The 13162-nt window shown below is 63.6% G+C and carries 13 protein-coding genes; 4 read left to right on the top strand and 9 right to left on the bottom strand.

Annotated elements, in window-relative coordinates; genetic code table 11:
• Positions 1-5: 5 nt before the first annotated feature.
• Positions 6-869 (bottom strand): ABC transporter permease, encoded by an 864-nt coding sequence (locus AC1DYQ_RS13485; RefSeq protein WP_477687398.1) that lies wholly within the window; start codon positions 867-869, stop codon positions 6-8.
• A gap of 23 nt (positions 870-892) precedes the next feature.
• Entirely contained in the window at positions 893-1963 is a 1071-nt protein-coding gene (locus tag AC1DYQ_RS13480; RefSeq protein WP_477687208.1) for an ABC transporter ATP-binding protein, read from the bottom strand.
• A gap of 209 nt (positions 1964-2172) precedes the next feature.
• On the opposite strand from AC1DYQ_RS13480, the gene AC1DYQ_RS13475 reads away from it, so the two are divergent.
• Positions 2173-2994: an IclR family transcriptional regulator gene (locus tag AC1DYQ_RS13475; protein WP_477687207.1), complete on the top strand. Its 822-nt coding sequence runs from the start codon at positions 2173-2175 to the stop codon at positions 2992-2994.
• A gap of 4 nt (positions 2995-2998) precedes the next feature.
• Here the strand turns inward: AC1DYQ_RS13475 and AC1DYQ_RS13470 are convergent, their stop codons facing one another.
• Positions 2999-3901 carry a LysR family transcriptional regulator gene (locus tag AC1DYQ_RS13470; protein ID WP_477687206.1) on the bottom strand — a complete coding sequence of 301 codons (903 nt, stop codon included), beginning with the start codon at positions 3899-3901 and terminating at the stop codon, positions 2999-3001.
• Positions 3902-4000: 99 nt separating this feature from the next.
• On the opposite strand from AC1DYQ_RS13470, the gene AC1DYQ_RS13465 reads away from it, so the two are divergent.
• From AC1DYQ_RS13465 to amaB, 3 genes are read left to right on the top strand one after another with little or no spacing between them, the layout of a single operon-like run.
• Positions 4001-5029, top strand: coding sequence for a 2-oxoadipate dioxygenase/decarboxylase family protein (locus AC1DYQ_RS13465; protein ID WP_477687205.1), 1029 nt, complete (start codon positions 4001-4003; stop codon positions 5027-5029).
• Positions 5026-6270, top strand: coding sequence for an aminotransferase-like domain-containing protein (locus AC1DYQ_RS13460; RefSeq protein WP_477687204.1), 1245 nt, complete (start codon positions 5026-5028; stop codon positions 6268-6270). The genes AC1DYQ_RS13465 and AC1DYQ_RS13460 overlap by 4 nt, the downstream gene beginning before the upstream one ends.
• Positions 6267-7778 carry an L-piperidine-6-carboxylate dehydrogenase gene (gene amaB, locus AC1DYQ_RS13455; protein WP_477687203.1) on the top strand — a complete coding sequence of 504 codons (1512 nt, stop codon included), beginning with the start codon at positions 6267-6269 and terminating at the stop codon, positions 7776-7778. Before AC1DYQ_RS13460 ends, amaB begins: the two co-directional genes overlap by 4 nt.
• A gap of 49 nt (positions 7779-7827) precedes the next feature.
• Here amaB and AC1DYQ_RS13450 read toward each other — a convergent pair whose 3' ends face one another.
• The 6 genes from AC1DYQ_RS13450 to AC1DYQ_RS13425 form a co-directional block, all read right to left on the bottom strand.
• On the bottom strand, positions 7828-8625 hold the full coding sequence (locus AC1DYQ_RS13450; protein WP_477687202.1) for an enoyl-CoA hydratase: 798 nt from the start codon (positions 8623-8625) through the stop codon (positions 7828-7830).
• 56 nt (positions 8626-8681) lie between these two features.
• On the bottom strand, positions 8682-9506 hold the full coding sequence (locus tag AC1DYQ_RS13445; protein ID WP_477687201.1) for an acyl-CoA thioesterase: 825 nt from the start codon (positions 9504-9506) through the stop codon (positions 8682-8684).
• Positions 9507-9534: 28 nt separating this feature from the next.
• Entirely contained in the window at positions 9535-10413 is an 879-nt protein-coding gene (locus AC1DYQ_RS13440; RefSeq protein WP_477687200.1) for an alpha/beta hydrolase family protein, read from the bottom strand.
• Between the two features lie 43 nt (positions 10414-10456).
• Entirely contained in the window at positions 10457-11314 is an 858-nt protein-coding gene (locus tag AC1DYQ_RS13435) for an alpha/beta hydrolase family protein (protein WP_477687199.1), read from the bottom strand.
• Positions 11315-11404: 90 nt separating this feature from the next.
• Entirely contained in the window at positions 11405-12604 is a 1200-nt protein-coding gene (locus tag AC1DYQ_RS13430) for an acetyl-CoA C-acyltransferase (RefSeq protein WP_477687198.1), read from the bottom strand.
• 23 nt (positions 12605-12627) lie between these two features.
• Positions 12628-13134: a DUF4442 domain-containing protein gene (locus AC1DYQ_RS13425; protein ID WP_477687197.1), complete on the bottom strand. Its 507-nt coding sequence runs from the start codon at positions 13132-13134 to the stop codon at positions 12628-12630.
• Between the last annotated feature and the right edge of the window lie 28 nt (positions 13135-13162).

Genomic DNA, 13162 nt, shown 5'->3' with positions numbered 1-13162 from the left:
ACTCCTTATCCCAGCGATTTCTTGTACGAACGCTCAAGCACGCGGTTGTAGCTCAGCATGATGGCCAGGTTGGCCAGCAGCAGAGTGAGCGCGATCGCCGCGCCCAGCGGCCAGTTGAGCTCGTGCAGGTATTCGTCGTACACCACAGTGGCCACCATCTTCAAACGCCGCCCGCCCAGGAGGCCCGGGATCGCGAAGGCGCTGGCGCTCAGGCCGAACACAATCAGGCTGCCAGACAGGATGCCCGGCAACACCTGCGGAAAAATGATGCGGCGCAAGGTGGTGAAGTGCGAAGCTTGCAACGACAGCGCCGCGTCTTCCACACCCGGGTCCAGCTTTTGCAGCGAGGTCCAGACCGGGATCACCATGAAGGGCAGCATGACATGCACCAGCGCGATGACCACGGCGGCTTCGGTGTAGAGAATACGCATGGACGGCAGGCCCACGGCGCGCATGGCCTGGTTGACCACGCCTTCGGGGCCGAGCAGCATGCTCCACCCAAACGCCCGCACCACCACCGACACCAGCAGCGGCGCCAGCACCACCAGCAACAAAATAGAACGCCAGGGGCTGCGCATGCGGCTGAGCACATACGCTTCGGGCGCGCCGACAACGATGCAGATCAGCGTGGTGAGCGCCGAAATCCACAGCGTGCGCCAGAAGATGCCGTGGTAGTAGTCGTCCGTCAGCACGGCGGCGTAATGCGCCAGGGTGAAACTGTTCTTCACGCCGGTGGCGTGGTCAAACACCTGGAACGACAGCACCGCGGTGAGCGCCAGCGGCACCAGCAACAGGCAGGCAAACAGCGTGAAGGCCGGCGCTGACAACAGCCAGGGCGTGCGGGATGCACTGGCCCGGGCCGGTGCCATCGGTGCAGCCACGGCCGTACTGTTCACGCTGGCACCCCTTGCGTGCCGGGCAGCAGGCGCACCTGCTGGGCGGTCCAGTCCAGACCGACGTTCGAGCCTTCTTCGGCGGGCGACGTGCCATCGTTAGGGCAGACCACCGCGAGCTTGCCGGCTGCCGTCGACACCTGGTAAAGCCACTGGCTGCCGAGGAAAAAACGTTCATGCACCGTGCCGCCTATACGGCCCTGGGCTTCAGGCACCAGGCGGATTTTCTCGGGACGCAGGCTCAGCACCACGGCATCGCCCTCTGACACACCGGGCGCTTCGACTTCCAGCGGCACATTGCCGCCTACATTCACCGTGGCCCAGGGGCCGGTGGCCATCACACGGCCTTCCAGCAAATTGGCCTTGCCGACAAAGCTGGAGATAAAGCGTGTCTGCGGATGTTCATACAGCCGGTGCGGCTGGTCGATCTGCGTCACACGGCCGGCTTCCATCACCACCACGCGGTCGCTGATAGACATGGCCTCGGTCTGGTCGTGCGTGACCATCACGGTGGTGGTGCCGACCTTGCGCTGGATCTGCCGCAGCTCGAACTGCATTTCCTCGCGCAGTTTGGCGTCGAGGTTGGAGAGTGGCTCATCCAGCAGCAGCACGGGCGGCGAGATGACCAACGCACGCGCCAGGGCCACACGCTGGCGCTGGCCGCCCGACAGCTCACGCGGGTAGCGGCCGGCGTGCGCCTCAAGATGTACCAGAGCCAGCGCGGCTTTCACGCGCTCGGCACGTTCTTCTTTGGGCACGCGGCGCATCTCCAGGCCGAAACTGACGTTGTCGTACACGCTCATGTGCGGGAAAAGCGCGTAGCTCTGGAACACGATGCCCAAGCCGCGCGAATTGGGTTTGGCGTGGGTGATGTCGCGACCGTCCAGCGTGACATGGCCGGAGGTCACCTCACAAAAGCCCGCAATCATTTGCAAGGTGGTGGTCTTGCCGCAACCCGAAGGGCCGAGCAGCGAGACGAATTCGCCCTTTTCCACCGACAGGTTCATGTCGGCCACGGCGCGGGTGGCGCCATAAGACTTGTTCACATTCGCCAGGGTCAAAAAAGACATGGGGAGCACCTCTGCAACAAGGGGGATGGCCAGCGCCGCAACATGCAAACGATATGCAAAACGATGACACCTTGATGACTTCATGCTAGGGCATCACCTAAAAAATCGTCAATAGGTTATTCCGTATAGAGATATCTTTATTTGATTTATTCCGTTGAATGGAATTTATATACACTTAATGCCATACTGATTCCACCAAAGGAGACGCCGTGAAGGATGAAGACAATAGTTCCAGCAGCGTGCAACGCGCCTTTTCCATCATCCGGGCGCTGGCCGCCACGCAGGCCAAGGGTGGGCGCATCACGCACATCGCCAAGGCCACAGGCCTCACGCAGGCGACCACCCACCGCATCCTGCAAAGCCTGGTGGCCGAGCGCGTGGTGGAGCAGGAAACCGGCTCCAAGCTGTATCGGCTGAGCATTGATTTTTTTGCGCTGGCCGCGCAGGCCGGCAACACGATGGACCTGCGCAGCCTGTGTCGGCCTTCAATGCTGCGGCTGTGCGCCAGCCTGGGCGACACCATCTTTTTGCTGGTGCGCAGCGGCTTTGACGCTGTCTGCCTGGACCGCAGCGAAGGGCCGTTTCCCATCCGCTCTTTCACCGGCGACATCGGCGGGCGCGTGGCGCTGGGCATGGGCCAGGGCGGTCTGGCCATCCTGGCCTTTTTGCCAGAAACCGAGCGCGAAGAAGTGATCCGCTACAACCTGCCGCGCGTACGAGAGTTTGGCGTGTACGACGAGGTCTACCTGCGCACCGAGATCGAGCGCGTGCGCGAGCTTGGTTATGCAGGGCGCAACACCAATCTGCTCGACGGTATGGCCGGCGTCGGCGTGCCGGTGCTGGACCGCGAAGGCCGCGCCGTCGCCGCGCTCAGCGTGGGCACGATCTCGTCACGCCTGAGCCCCGACCGCCTGCCCACGGTGGTGGAGTTGCTTAAGCGCGAAGCGACGGCCATCAGTGCGCAGATCAATCCGTTTGACAGTACGCTGAGGCGGCCAGCGCAGAGTCTGGCGCCTGCCGATAACACGTGACGTGTCAGGGTTGGGTGGTCTGTGAAGCCTGCTCGCGTAACCAGCTACGCAATTGCACCAACGGCCGCCAGCTGGTTTTCTGCGAAGGCCAGACCAGGTAGTACGCAAAGTCTGAGCTCAGCGAAAGATCAAAGGGAACAGCCAGCGTGCCATCGGCGATGTCGTCGGCCACCAGAAAGCGCGGCAGCACCGCCAGCCCCAGCCCGGCCTTGACGGCCTGCGCGATCATGGAAAAAAGTTCGTATTTGGGGCCGGTGCCTGCGCCCTGCGCATCGTCAATGCCGGCCAGCTGAAACCAGTCGCGCCAGGCATGCGGGCGTGTGCTCTGGTGGATGAGCGTGAACTTCAGGACATCAGCCGGGCGGCGCAGCTGGCGCTTTTTCATGAGCAGCGGGCTGCACACCACCACACTGTCTTCCCCCATCAGGTATTCAGACTCCGTGCCGGGCCAGTCGGGCCGGCCGTAATGGATGGCCGCGTCCAGCCCCGTCATTGAAAAATCAAAAGGCTGCAGACGCGTGGCCAGGTTCAGCGTCACATGCGGGTGTGCTTTCAAAAAAGACGGCATGCGCGGGATCAACCACTTCGTGGCAAAGGTGGGCACCACGCCCAGCTCCAGCGTGCCGCCCTCGCCTTTGGAGGACACCAAGTCCAGCATGGCGGCCTCGAGTGAATCCAGCGCGGGGCTGACACGCGCCAGCAACGAGCGGCCGGCGTCCGTCAGTTCCAGCTGGCGAGGCAGGCGCAGGAAAAGGCTCACGTCCAGATCCTGCTCGAGGCCCAGAATCTGGTGGCTGACCGCGCTCTGGCTCACCGAGAGGTCTTGCGCCGCCAGCGTAAAGCTGCCGCGATGGGCCGCCGCTTCAAAGGCCAGCAGGGCCTGGGTGGATGGGATTTTTCGGCGCATCGCATGAATATATCTCATGGCTCCATCGAAATACATCCTTTGTGCGTGGCGCTGAAACTGCCGAAAATCCGGCTTTCACCTGCCAATTACACGACTGATATGACCCATGTTAAGAAGCTCCTCGCCTGCTGCCTGCCAGCCGAAGCCGTCAAAAATATCCATGAACAGATGTACGTTCACCCGTCGCTACAGCAAGCCGCTTCGGGCATCGTCACCCGGGCCGAGTTGGCCCAGGCGCTGAACATGGCGCTGTTTCACGGCCTGGTGCAGCGTGTGCCGGCCGGGCAGGACTATATCGCCAGCGACGTGGTGGCGCAAAAGCGCCAGGTGGTGTTTGACCACGGCGCGCTGCGTACCGTGCGCTGGGCCAGCGGCGCCCTGCCCGCGGGCGAAGCGGCCTTCACCCGCGTGCTGCGCCCGCTGGGTTTTGAACTGCAGGGCACCTACCCGCTGCCGCGCCTGAAGATGACCGGCCGCGCCTACAGCCACCGCGATTTTCCTGAAGACATCGCGCAGTTTTTTGTGTCTGAACTGCACCCCGAGCAGTTCTCCACGCCCTTCCAGTCGGCCGTGACACGCGTGCTGTCGACCTCGCGCGATCCACTGGGCCCGCAGGACGTGGCCGACCTGGAGCAGCTCACACGCGATGGCATGCTGCCCCTGGCACAGGCACTGCGCTTGCTGCCACAGCTGCTGCAATGCTTTGACCGCCAGCACGGTGTCTTTGGCATGGACGACTATGAATTGCTGCTGGCCGAATCCGCCGAGATGGCCTGGATTGCCACCGAGGGTAATGCCTTCAACCATGCGACCGACCGCGTGAGTGACGTGGACGCGGTGGCGGAGCGCCAGCGCATGCTGGGCCGGCCCATCAAGGACAAGGTTGAAGTGTCAGCCAGCGGCCGCGTGCGGCAGACGGCCTTCCGTGCCGCCACGGTACAACGCGAGTTCATCACCGCGCAGGGCCGCGTCACACGCGACGTGCCGGGATCCTTCTATGAATTCATCACACGTGATGCACTGATACCCATCGCCGCAAACGACCCCGTGCAGGCGCCGCGGCTGGACCTGGCCTTTGACGCCGGCAACGCCACCGGCATTTTCGGCATGACGGCTGCACGCGCATGAGCGCTGTGCGTGCGCTGTACGCACAGGCCAGTGGCTCACCGATACGCGCCATGCTGGCACTGGCCAGCCAGGAGGGCATGATTTCGCTGGCTGGCGGGCATCCCGATCCGGCCCTGCTGCCTGCCGACTGGCTGCGTGAATCGCTGGAGGACGTGACAGGCAAGCTGCAAGGCCGCAGCTTGCAATACGGCGCCACCGAGGGCCTGCCCGAGTTGCGCGAAGCTAGCGCTGCCTTGCTCACACAACGCGGACTGGTGGCCCAGGCAACCGAGCTGCTCATCACCACCGGTTCGCAACAGGCTATCGATTTGCTGGCGCGTGTGCTCATCGAGCCCGGCGAAGGCATCGCGGTGGAATCGTTCAACTACCCGGCCGCGTTGCAGGCTTTCCGTTTTGCGGGCGCGCGGCTGATTGAAGTTCCGACCGACGCACACGGCATGGATATCGACCGGCTCGAATCCATTCTGCAGGCCGAACACCCGCGCGTGTTGTATGTAGTGCCAAACTTTGCCAACCCGACCGGCGCGGTCATGCCGCTGGCGCGGCGCGTGCGCCTGCTCGAGCTGGCCACGCAATACGGCGTGACCTTGATGGAAGACGACCCGTATGGTGAGCTGTGGTTTGGCGAGGCGCCGCCGCCTCCGCTCGCACAACTCAACCAGCAGGCCGGCTCGCCCGCGCAGGTCGCCTACATGACCAGCTATTCCAAGGTAGTGGCCCCTGCCCTTCGCCTGGGTGTACTGCTCGCGCCGGCGGACATTCTGCGCGCGGTGGTGCTGGCCAAGCAGGCGGCCGACGTGCACAGCGGTTCGCTGGAGCAGCTCACGCTGGCGACCATGCTGGGCTCCTACCGCCTCGCGTCGCACCTGGCCTCGCTGCGCACAGCCTACGCGGCCAAAGGCGCCACGCTGGCCAACGCCTTGCGCGCGCATGCCGGCGGGTTGCTCGAATTCGATGCGCCGCAGGGCGGCATGTTTGTCTGGGCACGACTGCGCAGCGACTTGCCCCTGTTGCCGACAAAAGATTGGGTGGACTTCGGGCTTCGGCATCGAGTGCTGGTAGTACCAGGCGCCGCCTTCAGCATCAGCAACGCCGCACAACCCTGGTTGCGTTTGAGTTTTGCCAACCCATCACAGGCCGCGTTGCAACAAGGCGCCGAGCGCCTGGGCCGCGGGCTGCAAAGCCTCGCCACCCACACCGCTTCCGATTTCAGGACAACCCACGAAAGGACTTTCGCATGAGTCACTCCAGCGACGTTTCATCCCTCTTTAAAACCCTGGGCGTCAACGCCGACCTCGGCAGCAAGGCGTCCGCGGCCATCGAAGTGGTCACCCCCATCGACGGCAGCCTCCTGGCGCGCGTAGCCATCCACAGCGCCAACGAAGTCGACAGCGCACTGAACGGCGCACACCAGCGTTTCATAGCCTGGCGCAATGTGCCCGCGCCCAAGCGCGGTGAGCTGGTACGCGCTTTTGGTGAAACCGTACGCCGCCACAAGGCCCAGCTGGGGCAGCTGATCTCTCTGGAGACCGGCAAGATCTTGCAGGAAGGCCTGGGCGAGGTGCAGGAAGTCATCGACATCTGCGAGTTCGCCGTGGGCCTTTCGCGCCAGCTCTACGGCCTCACGATTGCCAGCGAGCGCCCCGACCACAAGCTGCTGGAAACCTGGCACCCCGTGGGCGTGGTGGGCATCATCTCGGCCTTCAACTTCCCGATGGCGGTGTTTGCCTGGAACGCGGCGCTGGCGCTGGTGTGCGGCAACACGCTGGCCTGGAAGCCTTCGGAAAAGACGCCGCTATCAGCCATCGCCCTCAACGGCCTGCTGCTGCAAACGGCGAAAGACCTGGGCCTGGCAACGCAAGGCCTGAGCGAACTGCTGATCGGCGAGCGTGCCACCGGCGAGGCGCTGGTCAATCACCCGCATGTGAAGCTGGTGAGCGCCACTGGTTCCACCGCCATGGGCAAGAATGTGGCGATTGCCTGCGCCGGCCTTTTCAAACGCTCGCTGCTGGAGCTGGGCGGCAACAACGCGGCCATCGTCTGCCCGTCGGCCAACCTGGAGCTGGTGGTGCGCGGCGCAGCCTTTGCTGCCGCTGGCACCGCAGGCCAACGCTGCACCAGCCTGCGCCGCCTGATCGTTCACCGCTCAATTTACCCGGAGCTGGTCAAACGCCTGGTCGCTGTCTTCGAGCGACTGCCCATTGGCAACCCGCTCAATGACGGCACGCTGGTCGGCCCGCTGATCGATGGCCGCGCATTTGACGCCATGCAGTCGGCCTTGGGCGAAGCGAAGAAGCTGGGCGCGACCGTGCATTTCGGTGAGCGGCAACCAGGCGATGGATCAGCCCACTATGTGCGCCCCGCCATCGTCGAGTTGAAGACGCAAGCCGGCCCCATGTTGCACGAGACTTTCGCACCGATTCTGTATGTGGTGCCTTATGACAACTTTGACGAAGCCATCGCACTCAACAACGCCGTGGTGCATGGCCTGTCGTCGGCGGTCTTCACGCAAGACCTGCGCGAAGCCGAGCAGTTCACCTCGGCGCGCGGCTCCGACTGCGGCATTGCCAACGTCAACATCGGCACCAGCGGCGCAGAAATCGGCGGCGCCTTTGGTGGTGAGAAAGAAACCGGCGGCGGACGCGAGTCGGGCTCCGATTCGTGGAAGGCTTACATGCGCCGTGCCACCAATACCGTCAACTACGGCAGCAGCCTGCCATTGGCACAAGGAATCCGGTTCGATATCTAAAAGTCGCGAGCCCCCCTGCCTTCCCCCAGCGGGGGAAGGAGCGAGAAACTCAGACGGCGCTGAAATCCGGCTTGCGCTTCTCCATGAAGGCAGAGAAGGCTTCGCGCGCCGCGGGCTCACCCAGCATGCGGCCGAAACTCACGCCTTCTTCGGCCATGCGCTCGGCCACCACGGTGGCGTTGCCTTTTTTCATGAGACGCTTGGTTTCCATCAGCGCGCTGAGCGGTTTGGCGACCAGCTTTTGCGCCTGGCGCTGGGCCAGTGCATTGGCTTCGGTGGGCGGCACGATGCGGTTGATCAAGCCGATCTCCAGTGCGGTCTCGGCCATGAAGGGTTCGCCCAGCAGCAGTGCCTCGGCGGCGCGCGGGTAACCCATGAGCTGCGGCACCAGAAAGCTCGACGCGGCTTCAGGGCACAGGCCCAGGTTGACGAAAGGCATGGAAAACGCAGCGTTGTCTCCGGCATAGACCAGGTCGCAATGCAGCAGCAGCGTGGTGCCTATGCCGACTGCGGGGCCGCACACAGCGGCTATCAGCGGTTTGGGAAAGCTGCTGATGCCGCGCAGGAAACGGAAGACCGGCGAATCGGGCGTTGATGGCGGCTTGTTCAGGAAGTCGCCGATGTCGTTACCGGCGGAAAAAATGGTTTCATGTCCCTGGATCACCACCACACGCACGGCTGCATCGTGGTGGGCCGACTCCAGCGCATCGGCCATGGCGCCATACATGGCGGAGGTGATGGAATTTTTTTTGTCCACACGGTTGAGCGTGATGGTCATCACGCCCGCGTCGACGTGGCTCAGGATTTCGGGAATGCTGCCGGTGGAAATAGGGGTGGGAGTGTTCATGTGTTTTCCGTTAAGACGCAAGTGTAGGGGCCAGCCATGCATGCTGCCCTGCGGGCCTATTCTTTGTAATAAACAATCTGCGCGCTGGTAGCCAGCAGTACACCCGCTTCGCTCCACAGCTGCGCAGTCTGGTCAAAGAAACCATTGCGAAAGGCCTGGGCCCTGGCTTGCCCCAGCAAATAGCCTTCACCGCATTCAGCCAGTTGCCGCCCGTCGGCGTGGAAGTACGTGGTGATCGACACCGTACCGGCGGGTACACGTGTGGCACGGCGCAGCCAGACCCGCGGATAGAACACGTCGGACATGGCCGCCAGTGCCGGGAAGTCGAGCGGCCGCGGTGGATCGTCGCGCACCCACAGCTGCGTAAGGCTGTCTACGCCACTGCCGTCCCACACCTGCGGAATCACGCCGCGTACCGGCCGCATGTCGTAGCGATTCGTCCACGCGGATGTTGAAAACCGCAGCCTGCCCGCAGCGTCGGCCAGCGTGACCGCGGGCATGGGCGTGTCGTTGAGGCTCCAGGTCTCGCGCCGCACGGCCGTGACGGCTGTGGCTGTCATCACGGCACCGGCGACGTCGCCGTCCTGCGACAACTCCACCACCCAATGCTGGGTGGAACGGTTGGTGCGGGCCGGCCTGGCCGTGACGGTGAACGGCCCTTCTGCCATGGCCGCCGCGTAGTTCACCGTCAACGCCACCGGCTCGCCCAGCAGGGCCGGATGCAGCAGAATGGCCCGCAGGGCCGTGGCCGCTGTAGTGCCGCCGAAGGGGCCCACCATGTTCCAGTACTCAGGGCTGCTGTGACCCAGCCAGGTGTCGGGCCTGTCGCTGCCGGCGGCTTCCAGCCTGAGCGCGTCGTCAAAAGTATGCGTGCTTGTCATGTCGGCAGGTGTGATGGGGCTTTCCGTTTCAAACCGGGGCTTTGGCGGCACCGGTCATGCCGTCGATGATCTGCTGGACGCGCGGCCACAAGGTCTGGTTGAACTGTTCCCGGAAGAAGCCGAAATGCCCGATGCGCCTGACCTTGAGATCTGCCGGCGCGATGCGTTCAAAGCTGCGCGGTGCATTGGTGTACAGGTTGATGAGGTTTTGCGTGCCGCGCCAGGTCATCAGCTCGTCGTCTGTCATGGACAGCGCGGTCACAGGAAAACTGACCCGCCCATAACTCAGCCGTGCGCTTTCTCCCTCGGCCCCCACGCTGTAGTGCGGATCCAGGCACCACTTGCGCCACTGCAGCATCACGCCGGCTGGCAGGTCGCCGACTTTTTTGAGCCTGCGCCCGGGGAAATAACCGCAAAGACGCGTGGCCAAAGGCACCAGCACATACCAGAAGTACAGAATCAGGCGCCTGAGCTGCGGTGCGTTGTCGCGCCAGTAACCGCTTCCTGCCGCGATGCTGACGAGGCCATCGATCTTGTCCTGATTCTTCAGGAAACCCGGCAGCTGCGCACCCAGGCTGTGACCCAGCAGGTAAAGCGGTGCATCCGGTAAAGCTGCCTTGGCGGCATCTACCACAGCCTCATAGTCGGCAGCCCAGTCGAGCAGGTCGGCCTTGAAACCACGCAGGCTGCCGCTGGCGGTGTTGGGCAAGGATCCGCCCGAACCGCGGTAGTCAAAAGTGGTGACGCAAAAGCCCTGGGCAGAAAGCCATTGCGCAAACGGTGCGTAATAGTCTTGCCGCACCCCCATGGCGCCACCGATGACCACGCTGGCACGCGCAGGCGAAGAAGGCGCATAGACGCGAGTGGACAGTTGCGCCGTGCCTGAACTGAGGATCTGCATCTGCATCACATGCTCCTGGAAATGGATGAACTGAACTCGGGCACACGCATCAGGCGTGAAGATGTTGCACAAGCTGCGGCCAGAAGCTGGCACGCAGCTTGTCGCGAAAGTAGCCGAAGTGGCCTATATGCCTGACACCCAGATTTCCCGGGTCAAGGGTCATGCATTGCACCGGTTCACTTCGCGCACCGAACAAGGCCACAAACCGGTCTGACGACCACTGTGAAAAGACCTCGTCATCGCTTGAGTTGAAGTAGGTGATGGGCGTCTGCACGCGTTCAAAACGTTCACGCTGATGGGCATCACGCGCCAGGTAGTCCGGATGGCGGCACCAGCGCGTCCATTGCCGCATCACACCTGCGGGAATGTTGCCAACCTTGCGCAGTTTCCGGCCCGGGAAATAACCGAACAACGGTACCAGTAAGGGCGCCCAGATCTGCGTGGCGGCAAACAGGCCCCAACGCGGCACGGCGTTGCGCAGGCGCGGCCAGTAACCGCTGCCACTGGCAACCAGCACGGCACGCTGAAAGAAGTGCGTAGTTTCGGAGCTGGCAAACAATTGCCCGCCCAGGCTGTGCCCCAGGTAGTAAAGCGGAAGGCCCGGCACGCGTTGCCGCAAGAACCGGGCAGCGGCGCTCACGTCCTGCTGGCCCCAGGTATCGAAGGTGGCATCGGTGGACGCCACGCGCTCACCGCCGGAGGCAAAAGTGCCGCGGTAATCGAGCGTCAGCACGGTAAAGCCTTGCCCGGCCAGCCAGCGGGCGAAGGGCTCGTAATGTTGCTGGGGCGTGGCCATTGCACCGGCCAGCAGTACACCGCCGCGGGCCTCGCCTCCCGCGAGATCCGCTGCAAATACCGTCGCTGCCAGCGCCCAGGAGTCCTGGGTCAGAACCGTGATTCGCTCCATCTTCTGTCTCCAGTCAGGAAAAGCCCAGTCTGCCCCGCAGCTGCCATAACCGCTGCCGCAAGCGCGACAGCGGGGTCGCCGCCGACGGCCTTACACGCGTTCGAAAATACCCGCAGCGCCCTGACCCATACCTACGCACATGGTCACCATGCCGTACTTGAGCTGGTGGCGATGCAATGCGTGGATCACAGTCGCAGCGCGGATCGCACCCGTCGCACCCAGCGGATGGCCCAAGGCGATTGCGCCGCCCATGCGGTTGACTTTGGAGGCGTCGAGCTTGAGTGTATTGATCACCGCCAGCGACTGTGCGGCAAAGGCTTCATTCAATTCAAACCAGTCGATGTCTTCCTGCTTGAGGCCGGCATAACGCAAGGCTGCGGGGATGGCTTCGATCGGGCCAATGCCCATGATCTCGGGCGGCACGCCCTTGGCGGCGTAGCTGACAAAGCGGGCGAGCGGCTTCAGGCCGAAGTCCTTGACGGCTTTTTCGCTGGCCAGCACCAGGGCACCCGCGCCGTCGGACGTCTGCGAGCTGTTGCCCGCGGTGACCGAGCCGCGCGCGGCAAACACCGTCTTGAGTTTGGCCAGGCCTTCCAGCGAGGTATCAGGCCGTGGGCCTTCATCCAGGCTCACGGTGCGCGTCTTGGCGACGACTTCGCCGGTTTCCAGGTTGGCCGTGCGGTCGGTCACTTCAACAGGCGTGATCTCGTTGCTGAACTCGCCAGCCTGCTGCGCCTTGATGGCCTTTAGGTGTGACTCCAGCGCGAACTGGTCCTGCGCCTCGCGTGAGACCTTCCACTGTTGCGCCACCTTTTCGGCCGTGAGGCCCATGCCGTAGGCGATGCCGACGTTCTCGTCGTTCATGAACATATTGGGCGACAGCGACGGCGAGTTGCCCGACATGGGCACCATGCTCATGCTCTCGGTGCCGGCGGCGATCATCACGTCGGCTTCGCCCACGCGGATGCGGTCGGCCGCCATCTGGATGGCCGAGAGGCCGGAGGCACAAAAACGGTTGACGGTGATTCCGCCCACGCTGGTGGGCAGGCCCGCCAGCACCGCGCCAATGCGCGCCACGTTCAGGCCTTGCGGGCCTTCGGGGATTGCGCAGCCGCAGATGATGTCTTCAATCGCCTTCGGGTCCAGCGAGGGCACTTGCGCCAACGCGGCCTGCAGCGCCTTGACCAGCAGGTCGTCGGGCCGCATGTTGCGGAAATAGCCGCGGCCCGAGCGCCCGATGGGCGTGCGGGTGGCGGCGACGATGTAGGCTTCCTGGACTTGTTTGGCCATGATGGTTTCCTTCAATTTCTCGGTTAACTTTTCCGTGGGCCGGAGGGAATCCAGGCCCAGACAAATTCACATTCAACCGGGTTGACGCCGGCTTCATCGGTCACGGTGACCGGCACAGTGACTTCACCCTTGTCGCTGGCCTGCATGGCCGCGCGTTGCGCTTCGCTCAAGGTGGCCACCGCACGCAGGGCGCCGGTGGCGCGTTTCTTGAACGCCATCTTCAGCTCCTTGGCCAGCGGGATGCAGTCGTCGCGCACGTTCATGCCCACCACCATGCCGGTGGCGGTTTCCGCCAGCAGGTTCATGGCCGAAGCATGCACGCCGCCGATGTGGTTCTGCACCTTCTTCTCGTTCCTGATGCCGATCTCGACCCGGCCCGTGCCCATCTCAATAAAGTCCAGGCCGGCGGTGCCGGTAAAGGGCACGGCACGGCGCAGCACCACGCTGCGGAACCAGGCGCGCGCAAACGCCGGTACTTCCTCAAGCCGCTGCAGTTGCCGCGCCAGACGGTTGGGTAGTTGATCGTTCATGAGTTTCTCCCAACCAGCAAACGCCGCG

This window comes from Polaromonas sp. P1_F4, assembly GCF_056405675.1.
The sequence above is the reverse complement of the archived record's forward strand: the minus strand, read 5'-3'. Positions and strand labels throughout refer to the sequence as shown.